Below are 18,995 nucleotides of genomic sequence, written 5' to 3'. Positions count from 1 at the left end.
AGACGGGGGCCGAATCAGCGGCCGGCCGGGCTGATGCGGAAGGCGCGGTCCCAGGTGGCGGACACGGCGCCGGGCTGCTCGGCCTGCGGTGCAGCACCTTCGACACCGCTGACGGCGGGATTGCCGATGGCGGCCATGGCGCGGGCGAACTCACCCCCGCCTGCAGCCGCCGCGGCTGCGGCCGGGATGGCTGCGGGCACCGCCGAAGCGGCCGGACCCGCTGCGCCGAGGATGGCCGTCGACTGGTCGGCGCTCAGCCCCGTCGCGATGCACTGCAGCGCGAGCGGCATATGCGCTGCGGCCAAGGCATGGCCCAGGATGGCCGTGACGCGGGCACGCTCGCCCTGTGCGCCTTCGGCACGGGCGCGCTCGATGTCCGCAGCGCTGACCGAGCTGGCCGCCGGGTTGTTGGAATGGGCGGACGGGGCGCCGCCCTGCTCTTGGGAATTGCCGCTCATGGAAGCTCCTGTGGTGAGGGCGGTTGCGACGCGGGCACCAGGCCCGGCGGGATACGACCGCCCACGCAGGGCGGCCAATTCGGTGAGGAGCTGATCGGCCGTGGCGACGCGGTCTGCCAAGCGCGCGTCCACGGCGGCAGCGCCGCGGAAGACGGCGGCGCGGGTGCCGCGCACCTGCTCGGCCTCGATGCCGCGGTGCTTGGCCACGGCGTCGACGAACATCGTGTAGAGGCCCTCGACGTCGGCCTGCAGTGCGGCGCGCACTTCCTTGGGCAGCGGCTCATAGGGGTTGCCGTCAACCTTGTGGTCCCCCGCGAAGATGTGCGTGACGGCCACACCGTCGTTTTGCAGCGCGCGGGAGAAGTCCACATGGCGCATGACGACGCCGATGGAGCCTGCATAGGCCGTGGACGTGATGGCGACTTCGTCGGCGGCACTGGCGGCCAGGTAGGCGGCGCTCGCGGCGAGGTTGTCGGCGATGGCGCGCATGGGCTTGCGACCGCTCATGTCCTGCATGCGCTCGGCCAGCTCGAAGGCGCCGGCCACTTCGCCGCCGGGCGAGTCGAAGGCCAGCAGCACGGCGTGGACGTCGGCATTGCCCATGGCGTCTTCGAGATCGGCCGCAATCTGGTTGTAGCCCAGCAGGAAAGAGCTGTCGGCCATGACGAACTGCGAGCGGTGCACGAGGGCACCCTGCACGCCCAGGACGGCAACGCCATCGGTGACCATGTAGCCGCGCTCCGCGCGGGCACCCTTGCGGGTGCTGAACATGGCAGGCGCCGGGGCCTCGGCGCTCGCGACGGCCGCGGCAGCGACTGGCGCGAGCGGCGAACCCAGCAGGCGCTGGCCCAGGCCCGAGACGATGGCGTCCAGCTTCTGCGGATGAATCAGCAACGGCGTGTTGAACACGCGCGAAGCGAGATGGGGGTAGTGGTTCATTGGGGGAGGCCCTCCGCTTCGGCGTCCTCGGGCAGCGCCTCGGTGTCGTCTGGCTCTGCGGCCGGCGATGCAGCAGCGGGCGCGGCCGGCTCAGGAATGCCACGCGCGGCGCGCATGCGGCGCTCCAGCGCGAGCTGGTCCATGATTTCTTCGTAGTCCCAGCCCTGTTCTGCGCATTCCTGCTCCAGGGTGGAGATGCCGGCGGCCATGCGGATCTGCGCCGCGTTGGCTTCCTTGACCGGGTCCACCCAGCCACGGCCGCCAAAGATGAAGCGGCAACGCGAGAAGGCATAGCGCTTCGCGTAGAAGTCCGGGGCTTCGACCAGGCCGGAATTGATGGCTTCTTCGAGCCACAGCTCATAGATGGGCCGCAGCCAGTAATCCATGAGCCAGCGGCGTCGGCCGTGGAAGTAGCGCCAGGCTTCCAGCAGCGCGGCACGGGCGCTGCTGTAGTTGGTCTTGCTGAAATCCTTCAGCAGCAGCTCATAGGGGAGATTGAGGCCCGCGGCGACGTGCCGCAACACGGCCAGCATGAACGCCTCGAAGGCGGCGTTGGGCCGGCCCGGCGTGAAGCTGGAGACCTTGGCGCCCACGGGCAGCGGAATGATGGCCGCGCCCTGCATGCGGCGCAGGTTGCGCGCCTGCTTGACGGACTCGCCCCACGCCGCGCGCGGATCCTGCCCGAAGAGCGCACCGGCCGATTCCTCGTCGAGGTTCGACTCAAGAAAAGCCGCTACCAGCGAATTGGCGACGCTGGCCTCCAGCTCGTTGCTGGAGTATTTGCCGGCCATGTGGAATTCGCGCATGACCGCGGCAACGATGGGCTTACCGCGCGACTGGCCCGTGCGCTCCTTGTCGTGCAGGTGAAGGACGCGGCGGCGGCCCCAGGCGGTGAACGCGGGGATGCGCTCCCATTCGTCGGCGCCGGAAGCCCATGCACCCATTGCATCGCCCGGATGGCTGCGACGCACGTTGTAAAAGGTCGGCGCGCCGTACCGGTCGAACTCGATCCCGCCGCGGATGTGCGGCATGGCCGCCATGGCCGGCGGCGTGGCGAGCCGGTCGGACTCCACCAGCATGATGCGGGTCGCCCACGAGCTGCCCGAGCGCGGCAGCCACAGCGGCAGGCCCAGGCCGTCGCCGTTGACCATGCTGCCGCTTAGCGCCTGCAGCGTGAGGCCGAGCAGGTTGAGCGAGCGGCCGGCATCGCATTCCGTGGTCTCGGCCCAGGACCGGAAATGGGCCTCGGTGTTGTTGCCCCACTCCCGGGCCTTCTCGCGGGACCATCCGAGCAGCCGGTAATCGGGCGTGGACGAGAGGCGCAGCACCGCGCCGACGATGTTGTCGCGCAGCGTCTGGATGCCGCCGGCCATGAGGCCGTTGTTTCGCGTGAGGTCGCGCGAGCGGGCCGTGAGAAGGTCCAGGTCCGGCAGGAGGTCCGCATCCGCGCTGCCGCCGCCCGGGTGCCAATCGAACATTGCATGGTCATGGCCGGCCGCATGGTGAGCGGCCATGCTGGGGCTAGACGCAGCCCCGGACTCAGGCACAGCGAGGGAAACGCTTCGACCGAAGCGCTTTGCACGGCGGCCCATCGTCATACGAGGTAGATGGGGCCGCGCAGCGGTACGCCAGCGCGACGATTCAGCTCGGCATCGATATCCGCCAGCTCGCGGCGCAGCTCATCGGTGCGCTGCTGGTACTGGACGCCTCGGCCGTTAACCGTCGCCGAGGTGGGGCCCGTCAGGCGCTCGTGCAGCGAAGCGAACAGCTTGCCGCGAAGCTGCTGCAGTTCTTGGTCGGTTGAATGACGATACAGGCCCATCCATGGATGAGACCTGATGCGGCGAGCCAAGTCACAGAGGCAAAGTCACAGACAGTTGTCCAAGCTAACTGCCTAAGCGCCACTCAGTTATGGGAGTTACGCCTCAAGCCAACATCACTGGTTAGGAAACTGCATGCTGACGCGCACGCGTCCCGAGTTAGATGCAATGCTGATCTTGCCGCCATGCGCGTCCACGATCTGACGACAGATGAACAAGCCCAAACCTAGATTCGCCTGCTGGCCGTGAAAGTCCCTGCGCGTCGCTTTGAACGGCTCGAACAGGTTGGAAAGCTCATGTTCCGACAGATGACCATCGTTGGACACCTCGACCACCAATTGACCCTCCGCCCCCCGCACCGCCACATCGACCGTTTCGCCAGAGCCATGCTGTGCCGCGTTAGAAACCAGGTTCGCTACGGCTTCCCGCAGTCGAGAGGCATCGACCATGGCCTCGCCCGGCTCGACAAGGGACAGTTCAATGCGTCTGGACGGAAACGCAGCGCGGAGAATCTGAATCTCATCCTCCATGGCCACAGCTATGTCTACGTCCGTTTTCCGAAGCGACATTGGAGAGCCAGGACGATTGCTTGCGTACTCAAGCAGTGAATCGAGCATGCTGCCGATGCGTTTGCTTGCCCGGGCGATGACGGCAGTGTGGCGAGCTACGTCCTCTTTTGCCTTGAGCCGCAGCAATTCTGCAGTCAGCGCAATAGCGTTTAGCGGGGCCCGCAGGTCGTGCCCGATCACGCCAAGGAAAATTCGTCGCCAGTACTCCACCTGTTCCTCAAACCGTTCAATCGACTCCATGAGAGCCTGATCGATGGTCTCGTTGAAGCGCATCAGATCGTCCAGATCCTCAGGCTGAGGCCCGCATTCGTCTCGCCACAGTCTCAGCACACACGCACGCAATGTTCGGTACTCCGCGGCAAGTTCAACCACGGTGAGTCCGTCCCTCGCGCGTGCTGCTCCATGATCTTGGGCCGCAGTCATGGGCTCCGCAGCGTCTTGAGCACCATCAGGTTCTCCCGCTTCTGTCCTACCCTCGACCGCATGCATCCGCATGACAATTTCGTCCAGGCACTCCCTGAAGTGGTCTCGTACTTCTGCTCGTGAAGCGCGCGCCAGTGCCGGCAGCGCTTGAGCAAACTGCACAGCCTCTTCCAAGATGTCGTCGGCTCGAAGGGTGATGAACTCTGAAAGTCGCATCTTGGTTGGTTTTGAGGCACTCATGAACGACTTTCACATCCTTGTTGTCGATGATGATGAGGATACTGCTCAACTGCTCAAGTTGATCCTCCAGGACACTATTGAACATTGCACCGTCGGTGTTGCATACGATGGTGTTGAGGCTATCGAGTCTGTCCGGCGAACTCTGCCAACATTTGTCGTCTTCGACCTCGAGATGCCCCGCATGGATGGCGAGGTGGCAGCCAATCACCTGTTGAAAGAGCTGGGCGCGAAGGCTCCGATGCTGTTGGCCGTCTCGGGCAATGCACTCCGCGTCGATGGATTGCGGCTTTCGGGACCCTTCACGCACTGCTTTACGAAACCCTTGGACCTTGAGAAGCTGATAGGTGTCCTGTCCGCACCAAGGTGTTAAGGCGCTTCGAGGTGACCACGGGCCAGGACGCGGCGGACAGTCCGTTCAGAGGTATGAAACTCACGGGCGAGCTGGCGGGCGTTGCGGCCGTCAAACTGCGCGCGGATCTGTTCATCCCGCGTACGCCGCGCTGAGATGCTGAGCCGGGGCACGTACAGCTGCGCTCCTCCAAGCCGCTCGGCGAGACGCCGCATGAACGTCGTCGCAGCCTCGTTCGACCACTGAGCACCATACTGCACTGCGACGGAACGAGCTTCGTCTTCGATGATCGCCAGTGGGTCGTCAGCAGGAATAGGCAATCGTTTCATAGCGCGATGGGGTCGAATAGAAGGTCTTCAGCGGCGTTGTGCCGCTGAGGCGAAGTCTGAAGCGGCAACGGCTTAGGATCTGAGTTAGCTGATGCGTCAGGGTGCCTGGCTGACAACATGTCTGACGCGAACAGATCTTTGGCAGGCTGCAGAGCAGCTTCGAGCTTGACCCATCGCTCCTGCGGCCAGCGGTCCAGTCCAAGACCGAGAGCCGCATGCAGCGCGTAGTTGCGGTTGTCGAGCTGCTCATTGCGTGGCCGTCGCTTCACCCATCGATAGGCATCGCGTCCATTGAGCTTTGCGAGCACGCGCTGCTCTGCCGTAAGCTGCTCGAAGAAGTCGCGGGGTAGCTCGTTAGAGAAATGCACGTAGCCTGGGCCCGGCTGGTCAATGGCGAGCTGTCCGAGCAACAGGTCCTTAGCCGCGTCCGTGCCCACGCGCCATAGCTTGATGCCCCTCGCGATCTTGCGTCCCCGCCAGTTCACTTCCTGCAGGCTGCTGGGCCCGAGGATGCTGATGGCCTCGTTCCCATCGCCCTTGATGGCCCGCAGCTGCGGCAGGACGTGCTGTGCCTTGCTGACCCAGTTGTAGACCGCCTGCGTCTGGTCCGAGCTGTCGATGCTGATGGCACTCAGGCCCAGGCTGCCGCCGTGCCAGTCCTGCCGATAGCGGCGCTGCAGCTGCGCGGTGACAGCCGCCCATTCCTCGTCCACCGCCGGATTTCCCTCAATCACGACGACGTCGATCACCCAGGACTCCAGCCCCCTGCCCCATCCCCATACCGTGATTTCCCAGCGGTTGCGCTGCACGTCGACGCCGGCCGTGAGCACCAGGCAGCCCACCGGCACCGTCTGCAGCTTGTAGGGCTCGGCGCGGGCCTGCAGGACGTGCTCATCGGTGCGCTCGCCGGCCAGTTCCCACGTCTCGCCCAGCGTCTCGTTCACGAAGAGCTGCATGGGGCCGGCGTCGCCCTTCTCCAGTGCCCTCAGGCCGTTCTCGAATTCCTCCACGATGTCGGACCACGCGCGCTGCGGGCTGTACGCCGTCCAGACGTGCACGGCCAGGCTGCGCGGTGGGCGGCAGGGCGTGCCGGCGCTGTCGCGCCAGGTGCGGTCGGTCCCGTAGCGCTTGCCGGTTCGCTCGCACACCCACTCTCCCTGCTGCGGCATGCCGCCGCGAAGGTAGTCGGCCTGCGTGATGGATTCATGGCAGTGCGGGCAGACGTGGTGCACCGTCTGCGGGTGCCCGCGGTCCCACTTGAAGCCGTGGCGTTTATCTTTGCCGCCCCACATCAGCGGGTGATCGGCGCCGCAGTGCGGGCACTCGATGTGAAAGCGCACGAAGCCCTCGGCCTCGTTGGCCGCGTCCTCGATGTGGCACAGCCCTTTGAGCAGCGGCGTGGAGCCGCACACGAGCTTCGGATACGGCGCGCCCTCCAATCGGCCGCGAGCCAGGCCGCGCGGCGGGCCGGCCTTCTCGATGCTGCGGTCAAACTTGCTGATCTCATCGAGGATGGAAACGGCCACCGTGATTCGGCGAAACGCGCGCGCGGCCTTGCCACCGAGCAGGTGCAGGACGCTGTCCCGGAAGCTCTTGAGCTTGATCGTCTCGTCATTGGGGCCCTTGCCGCGCTTGCGGGCCTTGTTGACCGCGGCCACGCCCGTCTGCGGATCGAGCAGCGGGTCAATCTCGCTCTTGACGTAGCTGTCCCGGTCGTCGTCCGTGGGCTGCCACAGGGCTTGCTTCCGGCGGCGGTGCGCGATGTTGTAGCAAACGAAGGCGGTGATCATCTTCGTGTAGCCGACGCGCTTGGCCTTCATCACGTCAAGTTCCTCAATACGGTCATCGCTCATGAAGTCGAGGATGCCGACCTGAAAGGCCCAGGCGAGCCAGGCGCCCTTCGTGTGGCTGCTTTCACCGGCCAGCTTGAATTCGTCCTGGGCCCAGTCGCCCAGTCGCTGCGGCGGGTCGGCGCGCAGGCTGTCGAGGCCCAGGCGGACGGCGGCCTTGATGGCCTCGGCCGTTTCCGGATGAAGCGTGGGAGGATTAAGACTCATGGCCTGTCGCGTCCGGTAGACCGGCCCAGCGGTCGTCTTCTTCTTGCTGCAACTCTTCTTCCGCCGCCATCATGGCGTCGACCTCTTCGGCGACGAGGCGCTCGGTTCCGCGGATCCATTCGTTGCGCGCGTGCGCGACCACCTGCAGCACGGCGACCTTCGCCTCGTCCGGCAGGTCGGGCACGGCCTTGCGCAGCGTGCCCTCCAGCTGATCGAAGCGGTCGACCACGGCGCTGGCAGCGCGCGCAAGCACATCGGCCAGCAGACCCACGGCGGCGAACTCACGGCGGGCCACTTGGTTCTTGATGGCCTGGCCGATGCGCTGCTCCCGCGCGAGGGCAGCGCGCTCCTGCACGAGGTCGAGGCCGCCGGCCTCCGCGCCTGCACGGCCGGCCGCCTGATCGCGCAGGCGCTCGCAGTAGCCGAGCAGCCAAGCCGATGCCGTATCGCCGCGGGCAATGACGCCCTCGCTCACAAGCTGACTCACGCGCGCCTCGCTGACGCCGATGAGCTGAGCGAACTCAGCCTGGGATATGGGCTGGTCCAACAGTGGGATGACCTTCACTTAACCCCCTTAGGAACATCGGTGAACAGTCCGAGGCCGCGGTGCGAATTACCCGCACTGGTGACCCCACAGGAGGGACCCGTGCCGGACCGGTCCGCGTGGCGGACTGGTTTTGCAGCCTCGGCGGCCTCGGCCATGGAACACCGCGCGGTGTTCCACGCGAAACGTGATCGATGCATGTCGGTGTCTTTCATCAAACGCCCGCCACCTGACGGATGCGGTAGCGCATGCGCCGGGCCAGCACATCACTGGCCTGCGCCTTCGATGCGATGTTGTCCATGCTGATGCGCGGCCGGTAGCCGGCCAGGCGCACAAACAGCAGCACGGGTGCCACATCGCTGTCATGGGTGCCACGCGCGGCCCACACGCCCGGGGCCAGGTGGCGGCCTCGCCCACCACGCAGCCGGCCATAAGCCACGAAGTAGCGAACGCCGAGCGTGGTCTGGTAGACCTTGCGATTGGCGATGGAGCCGATGCCCTGCTGATTGCGCAGCTGGGCCTTTCGGCGGTCGGTCATGTTGGCCCGGTAGCCCTGCTCATTGCTGGCCTGCAGGTAGCTGATGAGCTGCGAGAGGAAGGCGCCGCGCAGGTTGCCGCGGCCGTCGTCGCTGCCGGGATAGGGACGCTCGGGGATGGCCGTCTGCATGCCCGCGGGCAGGATGCCGGCGCGGCGCAGTGCGACCTCACTGCGTTTGTCGGCCCGGCGCCCGCCGAACTCCTGCGCCTGGAGCACGTGCTGCGGATCAACGCCGATCTTGCCGCCCGGCGTCCACACGCCCCGCGCATCGAGCGTGGGGATGATGCGGGCCGTGAGGTTTTCCGGCGTGGCCTGCAGCACCTTGGGCGAGCGTGCGACGAACGGTGTTGGCCGGTCGAAGGCGCTGGTGAGCGCGGCGACCATCACGCCCCGCACCTTGAAGGCCGTATCGTTGATGGCGGCCGCCTGCGCCGCGGCGAACTGCGGACCGGTGAGCCGGTCGGCCAGGTGGCGGACCTTCTCGTCCACCGTCACGGAGGCGTCAATGCGCATGGTTGCCTCCCTTTGCCTCGCGGGCCCGGCGCACGGCCGATGCGTAGACCGGGAAGGCCCGGCCGCAGCCAGCCTGGAAAGCGCCCTCGTCCCATCGGCCCAGGCCCAGGGCCTCGCCCATGGCCTCGATGCCGCTGCGCGTGGCGTCCCAGGGGGCGCCCGGTGTCGCTCCCGCCGCGGCTGCCACTGCTGCAGGCACCGGCGCCTCGTCGGTCCATCGGCGCCCGTGCAGCCAAGACGACAGCATGGGGATCAGGTGATCGCGTCCTTCGCTGCGCAGCCGCTGCCACTCTGCGCCGCTGGCCTGTGCCTCTGCAGCGGCCAGGATCGTCTGGCGCAAGGCTGCGTCCGGTGCCAGGGCCACCCAGGCCCGCCGGGCACGCTCCAGAGCCTTGCGGCGTGGGTACATCGCGACGAGGACCTCGAAGTCGGCTGCAGATGCTGCAGCTTCGGCATCTGCCGGGCCGGTCTCCGTGGAATTGCGATGGGACGTGTGCGCGCCCTCCGCGACAGCGGGGGGCAAGGGGGGTTTTGATTCCTTGATGGTTCTATGACGATTAGTGTCCGCGTGGCGGACTGGTACCGGTCCGCGTGGCGGACGGGTCCCGTCCGTGTGGCGGACCGGTACGCCTGGCGGACCGGTTCGCGTGGCGGACTGGTTTGGCGCATTCAATGACGGCTCGCCCGCTGCGTTTGCAGCGAATTTCTCGGGTTCAACCCAGTACGTCGTCTTGCGCCCGTTGGTCCGGTTGGCACGCACGATGCCCACCGACTCCAGCCAGCCAATCGCTTCGATCACCGCCGTCCTGCCGTAGCAGGTCCGCTCACACAGCCGCTCGATGCTGGGCCAGCAGAAGCCCTCATCGTTCGCCATGTCGGCCAGTGCGATGAGCACGGCCTTTGGGGGCGGTCGCATGGTCAGGGGCCAGCACAGGCCCATGATTCGTGTACTCACGTGCCGGCGCTCACAGTTCTGCAGGTGGCGGCGCGGGGCGCATTCGGCCGCGCAGCATCGCCAGCGCGTGGCCCACGGTGGCAATCAGCTCCTGGGCCATCGCCTCCGCGCGCCGGATTTCGTTGCGCGTCACCCTGCCCTCGCCCACCAGTACCGCGTCAGCCACGGCACGCGCGAAATCGGCCTCGGCCATCTGCAGGCGCATGACGGCCTCGACCGGGTCGCCGCCGATCTGGTCGGGCGTGGCGCGGGTACACACGAAGCCCAGCGCCGCCGCCATGGCGTGCAGGACGTGGGCTTGGCCGGTGAACAGCTGCGCATCGACCAGCTCGCGCGGACGCAGGAAGTGCGTCGTGTTGTTGGGGTTGGCCTTGTGGGTCAGCGTGCCCACGGGCATGCCCAGGCGCGGGGCCAGGGACTCGACGCCGCCCGGGCCGCCATGAACGACGTGATAGACCGCGTCGTCAATCGACATCGGGCCGCCCGTGTCGGGCGAGCCCCGTCCGTCGACATGGCTTGCGCCGCTCGACATCGTGAAACTCATGTGCACAGAAAGGACTCCCCCAGATGAGCACAGACACACCGCAGCACGACAGCAACGCGCCCACGGTTGAAGATCGGCTTGACGCCTTGGAATTTGTGGTGGGGCAGCTCGCGCTGTCCGTCGAAGTGGAGTGCGCCGCCTTGCGGGCACACCAGGGCGCGCCTGCAACCCGCAGCGCTGACGCGACGGACGAAGACGGGGACGCCGAGCCCTTCACGGTGGACGGGCTGCGTAAGTGGCTGGAGTTCTGCGTCCAGCGGATGGAGGCGCACGGCAGCGCTTCCAAGACGTTACAGCTGGCGATCCAGCAGAGCACGCGAAGCGTCTGCAGCTTCGACCTCCCACGCGATAGAGGCGCCGCACCACTGGGGCGAGGACCAGCAATCTAGACATGAAGGCCCATGGCGTCCCGCTGCCGCCCTTCCTCGAACGCGACGGACGCGCTCCCGAGCTCAACCAGCTCAGGCCATATCGCCTTCCAGTCGTCCGGCCATAGGTCCCGCCGCGTGACGAGCCCATGGCATGCCGACTCGATGGCCGCGCCGTAGCGCACAGGCAGCTTGCGGCTGCCGTCGCGCCAAAAGCACACAGCCTGCGTCGTCACGCCCAGTCGACGGGCAACCTCGGCCGGCCCACCGCCCGCCTCGATTGCTCTTGCGATTGCATCCATCAGCAAATTCTACAACTGTAGAAATTTGGCTGTCTACATCTGTCCTTCTCTGTAGATCAACACATGTATACCGTGCGCCTCATGTCTTCTCTCGGCAGTCAAATCAGGCGCTACCGCACCACGCTCGGCTGGACGCTTGAACAGCTCTCCGAGCTGTCCGACGTAGACGTCGGAACCATCAGTGCGCTGGAGAAGCGAAACAGCACGCGGTCCCAGTTCGGGCCTGCGCTGGCCCGAGCCTTCGGGCTGACGCTGGAGCAGCTGCTGGACACCGAGCAGCTGCATCTCGACACCAAGGCAGACGGCACCTATGTGGTGCGTGCAAAGTCCGCGGGCCCGCGCGCAGCAGCACCTGTGAGCGCCCTCGCTTCCGCGCGTGGGGCGTGGCCCTTCGAAAGCGTGTCGGAGCAGGATTGGCGCCGCCTCGGCGAGCGCGACCGGCTGCTGGCTGAAACATACGTCCGGGCGTTGGTGGACGCTGCGCGCGCGCACAGCAAGCGACAGGCGAACGCATCCCGCGCGTAGACCATCGAACGTGGTCGCGCTCGCGCAGCACCGCCAACGTAAGGCGGCGCAAAGCAACAGGGATTGATTGCCGCCCTACCCCGCGCGGGGGCAGATAGGCGGCGGGCAGGCTACCGGCGCGGCTGGCCGGTGCCTGTCATGGGCACTGTGTCGCCCAGCCCCTCCGCGAGGCCGTGGCATGCCGATGCGCTGCAGGGGGCGCATCACTCAACCGAACCAACTGACGATGCGCGACGGCTTGGTCGCGCGCTAGCACTTTCCTGAACAAAAACTGAATTCCCATTTTTGGTGCATTGTCCTGTAAACGTGACAAGCTGTGTTTTTCTACGCTTGTTGATTTTTGTACTTCTACGTTTGTAGAATCGCCACGTCACTTTGACGGAGGCCACATGGCACATGCCAACCCCGCACCGGCGGTCACCGGTTGCACAGCACCTGCGCGCGAGCCCCGCGCCGAAATCTGGATGCGCCAGCGTGGCGCGCGCCGCCAGGCGTTCTACCGGTGCCCCAGTCATCCCCAGGGGCCGGACTCGTGGGCCTCGCTGCCCGTCCCCGCCGCCGACAAGGCGCTGCGCGTTGGCGTGCTCGACATGGGCGCCGGCTTCCGCGTCCCCGTCATCACGTCTGCCCAGGCCGATGCCGAAGCGCGACGCGAGCAGATGGACCGCCGGGAGTTCGACAACATCGAGCGCGGGCTCAATGCTGATCGCTCCATGCCGGAGTTGCCCTACTGCATCCCTGAATCGTGGAGCGCAGGCGGGAGCTACTGGCTCGCCTATCCCCGCGCGCCGCTGGCCGCCGAGCTTTACGACGTCATGAATCCGGGCGCGTCGATCAGCAGCGGCTATCTCGCCACCGTGGACGACTTCGGCTTTCTCGTGCGGGTGTCGGGCGTCGCGCCCTTGGGGGCAAAGTCATGAAGAGGCGTGCTGTGCACGCGACCACTCGTGCGCGCATCAGGCGAGCCCTCACGGATTGGGCGCTTGCCGCCCTCGTCGCGACCTTCATCCTGGCCGCCACTATCGGCACAGACGACGCACACGAGGCAGCGCCCTCTCCTGCCGTCGCCGACGCCATCGCAGGTGCCCGCCTGGCCGCGCGCGAGCGCGACCTGCCCGAGCACTGGCCTCCGCGCTGATCCGACGCATCGCCATGGATCACACGCCCATCGCCCCGCCCGAGGCGCCGGACCTGCGCGAGCGCGCCCAGCTGGTGCAGCTCATCACGCAGGCACAGGCCGCGCTCGGCGACGACTACCGGCCCAACAAAGGCATTGGCCCAGTGCTGTGCCTCTTCGCCTGCGTGGTGCTGCTGGCCCTGCTGCTGGGCTGGCTGCTGCTGCACTGATCGACCATGAAGACGTCCGGCATGTTCTTCCTGCGTCGGCCGCCCTTCCGGGTGCAGCTGGCCTCACCGCGCGACGGCCACGACCACGGCTGGCAGTTGCTGCTCGGCGAGCGTCATTCGCAGCGCGGCATCCAGATGCTTAGCGCCATGTGGATCGGCTCCGCGGCCGAGGCGTTCATGCAGGCCCATCCCGAGCTGCGGGCGGGCGACTGCCTGAATCTGCAGCTCGACCGGCTGCACGCCAACCGGGACGAAATCGTCGGCTTCGTGGAGCGCGGCGAGCTGGCCCCGCCGCGCTGGCCTGCCCTGACGCATGACGACAGCGCCGATGCCCTTCCCCAACCGCCGCGGGCCGTGTCCTGCGGTGCGCCTCCCCTTTCCCCTTCTCCCTCGCCTATGACCCATTCCATCGTGGCTCTGTCCACCGTGAAGCTGCACGCGCAGGCGGCAGCGCGGGCCCGCCGTCCTGTCGAGGACGCATGCCCCTACCCCTTCGAGAGCGCCGCCGCCGGCAGCTTCAAAGCGTATTACGAGGCCGAGTTGCAGCGCATGCGTGATGAGCTGGGACAGAGCCAGGCGCAGGACGCCAGCCAACCCGAGGGGCAGCCATCATGACGTGGGTGATGACCCCCACCGGCGGCGAGTACCACTTGCTCGGTGGGCCCGCCATGACGGATGCCGGCCAGCCTGTCGACATCGAGGCCGTCGCCCATCAGCTGTCGCTCATCAACCGCTTCCACGGCGCCACGTCGCGCCCCTACAGCGTGGCCGAGCACTCGCTGCTGTGCTGCGACATCGCCGAGCGCCTCGGCCGCTCGGTGCACGTGCGGCTTGGTGCGCTGTGGCACGACGCGCACGAGTGCGTGACGCAAGACCTGAGCAGCCCGGCCAAGCGCGCCGTCAACGCGGTGGCCTGCGCCGCGGGCGGCACCAATGCTTGGACGTACTTCGAGGCGACGCATGCAAAGCGCTTCCGCCGTGCGCTGGGCCTGGAAACGGTCTTCGTTGCGGCCCGCGCCGTGCTGAAGCACATCGACCTGATCGCCTTGGCGACCGAGCGGCGCGACCTGACGGCCTGGCACCCGGATCGCTGCAAGCCCTGGGCCGTACTGCATGACGATGACCCGGCCGAGCGGATCGAGCCCATCACCTGGCTGCGCCTGGATTCGCCCGAGCGCGCGGCCATGACCTGGCAGGACTGGCGGCAGGCGTTCCTCGACCGCTTCGAGGCCCTGCAGCACGCCCAGCGCGTGGCGCGGGAGCGCGCATGCTGACCCCGCAATTCCTGCTGCCGCTGGCGGCCAAGCTGGTGATCGACCTGTTCGCAGGCGGCGGCGGTGCGTCGACCGGCATCGAGCAGGCCATTGGTCGCCCGGTGGACGTGGCGATCAACCACGATGCCGAGGCCATCGGCATGCACGAAGTCAACCACCCGCAGACGCGCCATTACCGCGCCGACATCCGCGAGGTCGATCCGCTGGCTGTGACGCGCGGCCAGGCCGTGGGCCTGCTGCATGCATCGCCGGACTGCACCCACCATTCCCAGGCGCTCGGCGGCCAGCCGCGCAAATCCGAGATCCGTTCGCTTGCTTGGCAGGTGCTGCGCTGGGCCGGCAAGGCGCGGCCGGACGTCATCACGCTGGAGAACGTCGAGCAGATGCTGCTGTGGTCCCCGCTGATCGCCAAGCGCGATCCAGCCACTGGCCGCGTGCTGACGCTCGACCGCGCGCGCGATGCCGTTTCGGGAAAGCTCGTGCACCGCGTGGCCGAGCCTGGGGAGCGGGTGCCTCGGCGCAATCAGTTCCTTGTGCCTGATCCCACCCGCAAGGGTCGCAACTGGGAGCACTTCGTCGGGGCACTGCGCGCGCTGGGCTACAAGGTGGAATGGCGCGTGATCTGCAATGCGGACCTCGGCGCGCACAGCACGCGAACGCGGCTGTACATGGTCGCCCGCTGCGATGGCCTGCCCATCGTGTGGCCCGCGCAGACGCACGCCAAGCGGCCTCGCGCCGGACTCCAGCCGCATCGCCCGGCGGCCGACTGCATCGACTGGAGCATTCCGGGCACGAGCATCTTTGGCCGTAAGAAGCCATTGGCCGAGGCCACCATGCGGCGCATCGCCCATGGCATGCGCAGATATGTGCTGGACACGCCAGAGCCGTTCATCGTCGCCGGCATGTCGCCCGCGCTGGTGCCCGTCACGCACACGAGGGATACCGCCTTCGACATTGGCAAGCCGTTGCGCACGGTCACGACGGCCAAGGGTGGCGAGACCGCCCTCGCTGCGGCGCACCTGTTGCCGCTCACGCATCAGGGCGGCCATCGCAACTATGACCCGCGCGAGCCTCTGCCCACCGTCACGGCTGCCCGCCGCGGCGAGATGGCCATGACGGCGGCGCACCTCGTGCAGATGGGCTACGGGGAGCGCCCGGGACAGGAGCCGCGTTCACTCGATCCGCGCAAGCCCCTTGGCACCATCGTTGCCGGCGGCCAGAAGTTCGCCACCGCTGCGGCCTGTCTCGTTCAGGCCGGCCACGGCGAGGGCAGCGGCAAGACCAAGCGCCGCAGTGCTGGAGCCAACGACCTGCGCGACGCGCTCGGCACGGTCACGGCCAGCAGCACCAGCCACGGCCTCGCGTCCGCGTTCATGGTGCAGGCGAATGGCGGGTTCAACAGCAGCCATGCCCGCGACCTACGCGAAGGCGTCTCCACCGTCACCACATCGGGCAGTCAGCAGCAGCTCACGGCGGCGCACATGGTCACGCTGCGCCGCGACTGCAACGGCCGGGCCATGGATGAACCCGCGTCGACCATCACGGCCAGCGCCGAGCATCACGCCCTCGTGCAGTACGAGCTGAGCAAAGAGCACGAGGCAGGCGCGCTGCGCTGCGCCGCCTTCCTCATGCGCTACCACGCCAGCGGCGGCCAATGGGCCGACCTGCGCGAGCCGATGACCACCATCACCACGCATGACCGCCTCGCGCTGGTGACCGTCTGGCTGCAGGGCGAGCCCTGGGTGATCGTGGACATCACGCTGCGCATGCTGGTGCCGCGCGAGCTCTACAACGCACAGGACTTCCCGCCCTCCTATGTCATCGACCGCACCGCCGGCAGCAAGCCGCTGACCAAGACGGCACAGGTGCGCATGGCGGGCAACAGCGTGAGCCCGTTGCCCATGCGCCTGCTCGTGGCGGCGAACTATCGCGAATTCGCGGCGGAAAGGCTGGCCGCATGACCTCGCCCCGCCCTCGCCCCTCTCCCTCCTCCTCTACCCCTGGAACCCGCATGAAGACCACGCCCCTACCCGCGGGCCGCGATCCGCGCTGGCCTGCTGGCCGGCCGGCATCGCCGCTGTCCGCCTTTTGCCAAGTCGCCGCACTGAGCGGCAGCACCATCGGCGCCGCTCTGCAGGTGCACGCCGCCAAGCGCGCGACGAGCACCCGCTCAGTGGAGCGCGCCCGCGCAGAAGGGCGCGACCGCAGCACCCTGCAAGGCCTCAACAAGGCGGGCCGCCACGGCGGTGCCTACACGAAGGCGAAAGCGCCGCCCGCGAAAGGGAGGAAGGCATCATGACCGCCGACCGCATCCAGGCAGCCCCGTCCGCCGGCGATCCGTTCTCGGCCTTCGAGCGCACGCCCGCGCTGCTCGCTGCCTGCCAGGCCCTGCAGCCCACGCAGCTGCCGAACGACCGCGACCGCGACCGCGACCGCATGTTTGCCGCCTTCTCGGCGACCTACGACGCCGATCCGGCCGATCCCTCGATGGCCGACGACCTGGCGAAGTTCTGTGATGGATGGCAGGCCGCGCAGGCGGCCGGCGAGCTGCCAGCTTGCGACGTCCTGCCCCTTCGCATGCTCGACCGTGCCGGCGCGGTGTCGGTGGCACGCATGCGCGAGGCTTTCGAGAAGAGCATTCGAGATACCCCGGCGCTGCAGCAGCACACCAAGCTCGACGCTGCGGCCACCGGCAATGTGTTCTCGCACTACGTGGACCCGCGCACGGATGTGCTGTGGCTGGGCTTCGCGCTGGGCATGCGAGCTGCGGCCCGCCTGGCTGCCCAAGATGCGCAGAAGCCAGGCAGCACGTTGAACGTCCTTGCCAGCGTGCTGCACGACCACATCACCGGCAACCAGGCCGCGTGGATCGAATGGCAGCACGGCGCGGGCGCCGAGGCCGCCATGAAGTGGATTCAGAACGGCTTGGCCGGCCCCGGGCACATCCCCGACGAGGACGCGCCATACGGGCGCGAACCGCAGGCGTGGTTCGATGCCAACCAGTCCAACCCGCTACCGCAATGCTTCTGCGGCCGGCCCTCCAACATCGGATGGATGGCCCAGGGCTTCTGCAGCCAAGCCCATTACGAAAAGGCGCACAAAGAGCAACAGAGACCCACGGACATGCGCCAGCCTGCGGAGGAACAACGATGACAAAGTTTCGTCAACGCCCAGTGACAACCGAGATCGGTTATCCGGCCGCCCTGAGGCGTCCACAGGCCGCAGCCTATTGCGGACTGAGTGAGAGCACCTTCGGCCGTGCGGTACGGCGTGGAGAAGCGCCGCAGCCGCGACGGCTGGCCGACAAGCGGACCGGCTGGCTGCGCGCGGAGTTGGATGCATGGCTTGTGGCGCTACCGATATCCGACCTGCCACCGCCCATGAACACCGGCGCCAAGAAGCCACGGGCCGTCAAGCGTGCGGCAGATGCTCAAGCGGGCTCGTCCCAGCAATCTGCTCCAGCCGATCCGAGAGCTGCCTGAGCCAAAGCCGACGCTCGGCGTCGTAGCGGTAAAGGTTGTAGTCGCCGGCCACGCCTGGGAGCACGTGGCCCAAGATCGCCTCCCCCACTTCGTGGGGACACCCCATCTGCGCCAGCATTGTGCGGCCAGTCCGCCGCAGGTCGTGCGGTGACCAATGGGTGACCTTCAGCCGCTCGCGGGCGTGATCCTCACGGGCGTTGCTGTAGGGCTGCATGTAGTGCACCTTGCTCTGCATGTACGCCTGGCTCTGGCCCCTGATCTGGCCATCGCGGCTGCGGCTCGGAAAGAGCCAGGGCACGTCGGCCGGCACGCGGGCCAGCAATTCCAGCACGATAGTCTTGGCCCTTCCCTCCAGCGGCACCCGCAGATCGAACGCGGCCTGCACGTGTCGGCCCTTCATTTCGGCCTTCGGGATGATCCACCACCAGCCGTCCTTCTCCTGGGCGATCTGATTGCGTCGCATCTGGCAGAGTTCGCCCCCGCGCGTGCACGTCCACAGCTGCAACTGCAGGAACTGCGCAACCTGTCTGCTGAAAAGGTTCAGGTCCTCGCGCATCAGCACGCGCAGCTCCTGCGGCGCCAGCACGCGTTTTGCGGTGCCCTTGTGCTCACCGGCGCGTAGCGCGCCCTTGCTGCGGAAGCGGTGCGAGGTCTTCTCGCCCCACCAATTCGGCAAATCCTCAGGAATCTTCCCCGCCTCGACCGCGTAGCGCCACGCGGCGGCCGTTTCCACCTTCACCGACTTTGCCGCCACCGGTGTCGATAGCAGCGCCTCGATGGTGCTGAACACCAGGGCGCGCGTCGTGGCCGCAGCCGGAATGTCGGCGTGCGATGCATGCGCCGCCCGCAAGCGGAGACCCACAGCGTGGGCGCCTTTGGGCTCCCGGTTGTTGGCAAGGTAGCCGGCCGCATAGTCCTCGACCATCTGGCCGATGGTGTACTGCTTCGCCGCCGCCGCGCTGATGGCGCGGGCACGGTTCTCGCGTTTCGCCTGCGCAGGATCGGTGCCTGCCTCGCGCTGGTCACGCAGGCGCTGCCACTCGCTAATGGCCTCGCCCACACCGAGCGCCGGGAACGCGCCGATCTTCACCTGGCGCAGCGCGGCATCGGTGGGGCTGCGGTACCGGTACACCCAGGTCTTACTCGTCTTGCCTGCCACAAGCCGAAGGCCCGGACAGTCCTGCACGACAATGTGTTGACCCGGTTGCAGCAGCTTTGCCGCACGCGCGTCATAGAACGCCATCTACACCCCCAAAATGGATGGTGTAGGCAGCCGAAAAAAGCTACACAAAACCTACACCGAGGGGCGGAGTGTAGTCATACGAACCCAACTGATGCGACCGACCCGCCAGTCGGCCAGATAGCGGAAAAAGTCTTGAGTGACAGCAGCTTAGAGCGGAATTCAAGCCCAACTCAACG

General features: G+C 67.3%; 24 protein-coding genes. 12 read left to right on the top strand and 12 right to left on the bottom strand.

The features are described 5' to 3' along the window. Positions 1–14: 14 nt before the first annotated feature. From BXA03_RS02465 to BXA03_RS02450, 4 genes are all read right to left on the bottom strand, one after another. Positions 15–1,397 (bottom strand): S49 family peptidase, encoded by a 1,383-nt coding sequence (locus BXA03_RS02465; RefSeq protein WP_076503567.1) that lies wholly within the window; start codon positions 1,395–1,397, stop codon positions 15–17. Beyond that, positions 1,394–2,989 (bottom strand): phage portal protein, encoded by a 1,596-nt coding sequence (locus BXA03_RS02460; protein WP_083715825.1) that lies wholly within the window; start codon positions 2,987–2,989, stop codon positions 1,394–1,396. The genes BXA03_RS02465 and BXA03_RS02460 overlap by 4 nt, the downstream gene beginning before the upstream one ends. A gap of 2 nt (positions 2,990–2,991) precedes the next feature. Continuing rightward, on the bottom strand, positions 2,992–3,219 hold the full coding sequence (locus BXA03_RS02455; RefSeq protein ID WP_076503565.1) for a hypothetical protein: 228 nt from the start codon (positions 3,217–3,219) through the stop codon (positions 2,992–2,994). A 114-nt stretch (positions 3,220–3,333) separates the two neighbouring features. Continuing rightward, entirely contained in the window at positions 3,334–4,449 is a 1,116-nt protein-coding gene (locus BXA03_RS02450) for a sensor histidine kinase (protein ID WP_083715824.1), read from the bottom strand. Between BXA03_RS02450 and BXA03_RS02445 the strand changes: the two genes are divergently transcribed. Next, positions 4,448–4,819 (top strand): response regulator, encoded by a 372-nt coding sequence (locus BXA03_RS02445; RefSeq protein ID WP_159444696.1) that lies wholly within the window; start codon positions 4,448–4,450, stop codon positions 4,817–4,819. The two genes, BXA03_RS02450 and BXA03_RS02445, sit on opposite strands and share 2 nt — an antisense overlap. Here BXA03_RS02445 and BXA03_RS02440 read toward each other — a convergent pair. From BXA03_RS02440 to BXA03_RS02415, 6 genes are all read right to left on the bottom strand, one after another. After that, the gene (locus BXA03_RS02440) at positions 4,816–5,127 is read right to left on the bottom strand and encodes a Mor transcription activator family protein (RefSeq protein ID WP_083715823.1); all 312 of its coding nucleotides are present in this window, start codon (positions 5,125–5,127) and stop codon (positions 4,816–4,818) included. The genes BXA03_RS02445 and BXA03_RS02440 overlap by 4 nt on opposite strands. Continuing rightward, positions 5,124–7,184: a phage terminase large subunit family protein gene (locus tag BXA03_RS02435; protein ID WP_076503561.1), complete on the bottom strand. Its 2,061-nt coding sequence runs from the start codon at positions 7,182–7,184 to the stop codon at positions 5,124–5,126. The genes BXA03_RS02440 and BXA03_RS02435 overlap by 4 nt, the downstream gene beginning before the upstream one ends. Next, the gene (locus tag BXA03_RS02430) at positions 7,174–7,749 is read right to left on the bottom strand and encodes a hypothetical protein (protein WP_076503560.1); all 576 of its coding nucleotides are present in this window, start codon (positions 7,747–7,749) and stop codon (positions 7,174–7,176) included. Before BXA03_RS02430 ends, BXA03_RS02435 begins: the two co-directional genes overlap by 11 nt. Positions 7,750–7,942: 193 nt before the next feature. After that, positions 7,943–8,779 (bottom strand): hypothetical protein, encoded by an 837-nt coding sequence (locus tag BXA03_RS02425; RefSeq protein WP_076503559.1) that lies wholly within the window; start codon positions 8,777–8,779, stop codon positions 7,943–7,945. Then, the gene (locus BXA03_RS02420) at positions 8,769–9,674 is read right to left on the bottom strand and encodes a helix-turn-helix domain-containing protein (protein ID WP_159444695.1); all 906 of its coding nucleotides are present in this window, start codon (positions 9,672–9,674) and stop codon (positions 8,769–8,771) included. The genes BXA03_RS02425 and BXA03_RS02420 overlap by 11 nt, the downstream gene beginning before the upstream one ends. A gap of 70 nt (positions 9,675–9,744) precedes the next feature. After that, positions 9,745–10,209, bottom strand: a complete 465-nt coding sequence (locus BXA03_RS02415; RefSeq protein ID WP_143476189.1) for a phage regulatory CII family protein — start codon at positions 10,207–10,209, stop codon at positions 9,745–9,747. A 92-nt stretch (positions 10,210–10,301) separates the two neighbouring features. Between BXA03_RS02415 and BXA03_RS02410 the strand changes: the two genes are divergently transcribed. Then, the gene (locus tag BXA03_RS02410) at positions 10,302–10,667 is read left to right on the top strand and encodes a hypothetical protein (RefSeq protein ID WP_076503556.1); all 366 of its coding nucleotides are present in this window, start codon (positions 10,302–10,304) and stop codon (positions 10,665–10,667) included. Here BXA03_RS02410 and BXA03_RS02405 read toward each other — a convergent pair. Further along, complete coding sequence (locus BXA03_RS02405; protein WP_076503555.1) at positions 10,664–10,948, bottom strand: transcriptional regulator; 285 nt, start codon at positions 10,946–10,948, stop codon at positions 10,664–10,666. The two genes, BXA03_RS02410 and BXA03_RS02405, sit on opposite strands and share 4 nt — an antisense overlap. Positions 10,949–11,011: 63 nt before the next feature. Here BXA03_RS02405 and BXA03_RS02400 point away from each other — a divergent pair, with 63 nt between their 5' ends. From BXA03_RS02400 to BXA03_RS02355, 10 genes are all read left to right on the top strand, one after another. Continuing rightward, a complete protein-coding gene (locus BXA03_RS02400; protein WP_076503554.1) occupies positions 11,012–11,473 on the top strand; it encodes a helix-turn-helix domain-containing protein in 462 nt (153 codons plus the stop codon). A gap of 389 nt (positions 11,474–11,862) precedes the next feature. After that, positions 11,863–12,393: a hypothetical protein gene (locus tag BXA03_RS02395; RefSeq protein WP_076503553.1), complete on the top strand. Its 531-nt coding sequence runs from the start codon at positions 11,863–11,865 to the stop codon at positions 12,391–12,393. Positions 12,394–12,404: 11 nt separating this feature from the next. Further along, entirely contained in the window at positions 12,405–12,611 is a 207-nt protein-coding gene (locus BXA03_RS02390; RefSeq protein ID WP_076503552.1) for a hypothetical protein, read from the top strand. Between the two features lie 14 nt (positions 12,612–12,625). Further along, on the top strand, positions 12,626–12,820 hold the full coding sequence (locus BXA03_RS02385; protein ID WP_076503551.1) for a hypothetical protein: 195 nt from the start codon (positions 12,626–12,628) through the stop codon (positions 12,818–12,820). A 6-nt stretch (positions 12,821–12,826) separates the two neighbouring features. Further along, positions 12,827–13,435 (top strand): hypothetical protein, encoded by a 609-nt coding sequence (locus BXA03_RS02380; protein WP_143476188.1) that lies wholly within the window; start codon positions 12,827–12,829, stop codon positions 13,433–13,435. 8 nt (positions 13,436–13,443) lie between these two features. Further along, the gene (locus BXA03_RS02375; protein WP_234983567.1) at positions 13,444–14,094 is read left to right on the top strand and encodes an HD domain-containing protein; all 651 of its coding nucleotides are present in this window, start codon (positions 13,444–13,446) and stop codon (positions 14,092–14,094) included. Beyond that, positions 14,088–16,055: a DNA cytosine methyltransferase gene (locus tag BXA03_RS02370; protein WP_076503548.1), complete on the top strand. Its 1,968-nt coding sequence runs from the start codon at positions 14,088–14,090 to the stop codon at positions 16,053–16,055. Before BXA03_RS02375 ends, BXA03_RS02370 begins: the two co-directional genes overlap by 7 nt. A 50-nt stretch (positions 16,056–16,105) precedes the next feature. Continuing rightward, positions 16,106–16,393 carry a hypothetical protein gene (locus tag BXA03_RS02365; RefSeq protein ID WP_076503547.1) on the top strand — a complete coding sequence of 96 codons (288 nt, stop codon included), beginning with the start codon at positions 16,106–16,108 and terminating at the stop codon, positions 16,391–16,393. Further along, entirely contained in the window at positions 16,390–17,247 is an 858-nt protein-coding gene (locus tag BXA03_RS02360; protein ID WP_076503546.1) for a hypothetical protein, read from the top strand. The genes BXA03_RS02365 and BXA03_RS02360 overlap by 4 nt, the downstream gene beginning before the upstream one ends. Next, a complete protein-coding gene (locus BXA03_RS02355) occupies positions 17,145–17,576 on the top strand; it encodes a helix-turn-helix transcriptional regulator (RefSeq protein ID WP_369822385.1) in 432 nt (143 codons plus the stop codon). Before BXA03_RS02360 ends, BXA03_RS02355 begins: the two co-directional genes overlap by 103 nt. On the opposite strand, the gene BXA03_RS02350 is transcribed toward BXA03_RS02355, so the two are convergent. Then, a complete protein-coding gene (locus tag BXA03_RS02350) occupies positions 17,506–18,819 on the bottom strand; it encodes a tyrosine-type recombinase/integrase (RefSeq protein ID WP_076503544.1) in 1,314 nt (437 codons plus the stop codon). The two genes, BXA03_RS02355 and BXA03_RS02350, sit on opposite strands and share 71 nt — an antisense overlap. Between the last annotated feature and the right edge of the window lie 176 nt (positions 18,820–18,995).

The sequence above is a fragment of the Pseudacidovorax sp. RU35E genome (genome assembly GCF_900156165.1).
Classification (GTDB): domain Bacteria; phylum Pseudomonadota; class Gammaproteobacteria; order Burkholderiales; family Burkholderiaceae_C; genus Xenophilus.
Note: the sequence above shows the minus strand (reverse complement) of the source record. Positions and strands in the feature narration are given on the sequence as shown.

Excerpts from the sequence above, each read along its gene's own strand:
- BXA03_RS02455 (WP_076503565.1), bottom strand. The coding sequence starts at position 3,219 with ATGGGCCTGTATCGTCATTCAACCGACCAAGAACTGCAGCAGCTTCGC.
- BXA03_RS02350 (WP_076503544.1), bottom strand. The coding sequence starts at position 18,819 with ATGGCGTTCTATGACGCGCGTGCGGCAAAGCTGCTGCAACCGGGTCAA.
- BXA03_RS02370 (WP_076503548.1), top strand. The coding sequence starts at position 14,088 with ATGCTGACCCCGCAATTCCTGCTGCCGCTGGCGGCCAAGCTGGTGATC.
- BXA03_RS02395 (WP_076503553.1), top strand. The coding sequence starts at position 11,863 with ATGGCACATGCCAACCCCGCACCGGCGGTCACCGGTTGCACAGCACCT.
- BXA03_RS02360 (WP_076503546.1), top strand. The coding sequence starts at position 16,390 with ATGACCGCCGACCGCATCCAGGCAGCCCCGTCCGCCGGCGATCCGTTC.
- BXA03_RS02380 (WP_143476188.1), top strand. The coding sequence starts at position 12,827 with ATGAAGACGTCCGGCATGTTCTTCCTGCGTCGGCCGCCCTTCCGGGTG.
- BXA03_RS02410 (WP_076503556.1), top strand. The coding sequence starts at position 10,302 with ATGAGCACAGACACACCGCAGCACGACAGCAACGCGCCCACGGTTGAA.
- BXA03_RS02445 (WP_159444696.1), top strand. The coding sequence starts at position 4,448 with ATGAACGACTTTCACATCCTTGTTGTCGATGATGATGAGGATACTGCT.
- BXA03_RS02465 (WP_076503567.1), bottom strand. The coding sequence starts at position 1,397 with ATGAACCACTACCCCCATCTCGCTTCGCGCGTGTTCAACACGCCGTTG.
- BXA03_RS02405 (WP_076503555.1), bottom strand. The coding sequence starts at position 10,948 with ATGGATGCAATCGCAAGAGCAATCGAGGCGGGCGGTGGGCCGGCCGAG.
- BXA03_RS02385 (WP_076503551.1), top strand. The coding sequence starts at position 12,626 with ATGGATCACACGCCCATCGCCCCGCCCGAGGCGCCGGACCTGCGCGAG.
- BXA03_RS02415 (WP_143476189.1), bottom strand. The coding sequence starts at position 10,209 with ATGTCGATTGACGACGCGGTCTATCACGTCGTTCATGGCGGCCCGGGC.
- BXA03_RS02450 (WP_083715824.1), bottom strand. The coding sequence starts at position 4,449 with ATGAGTGCCTCAAAACCAACCAAGATGCGACTTTCAGAGTTCATCACC.
- BXA03_RS02425 (WP_076503559.1), bottom strand. The coding sequence starts at position 8,779 with ATGCGCATTGACGCCTCCGTGACGGTGGACGAGAAGGTCCGCCACCTG.
- BXA03_RS02375 (WP_234983567.1), top strand. The coding sequence starts at position 13,444 with ATGACCCCCACCGGCGGCGAGTACCACTTGCTCGGTGGGCCCGCCATG.
- BXA03_RS02365 (WP_076503547.1), top strand. The coding sequence starts at position 16,106 with ATGAAGACCACGCCCCTACCCGCGGGCCGCGATCCGCGCTGGCCTGCT.
- BXA03_RS02435 (WP_076503561.1), bottom strand. The coding sequence starts at position 7,184 with ATGAGTCTTAATCCTCCCACGCTTCATCCGGAAACGGCCGAGGCCATC.
- BXA03_RS02460 (WP_083715825.1), bottom strand. The coding sequence starts at position 2,989 with ATGGGCCGCCGTGCAAAGCGCTTCGGTCGAAGCGTTTCCCTCGCTGTG.
- BXA03_RS02400 (WP_076503554.1), top strand. The coding sequence starts at position 11,012 with ATGTATACCGTGCGCCTCATGTCTTCTCTCGGCAGTCAAATCAGGCGC.
- BXA03_RS02355 (WP_369822385.1), top strand. The coding sequence starts at position 17,145 with ATGGATGGCCCAGGGCTTCTGCAGCCAAGCCCATTACGAAAAGGCGCA.
- BXA03_RS02440 (WP_083715823.1), bottom strand. The coding sequence starts at position 5,127 with ATGAAACGATTGCCTATTCCTGCTGACGACCCACTGGCGATCATCGAA.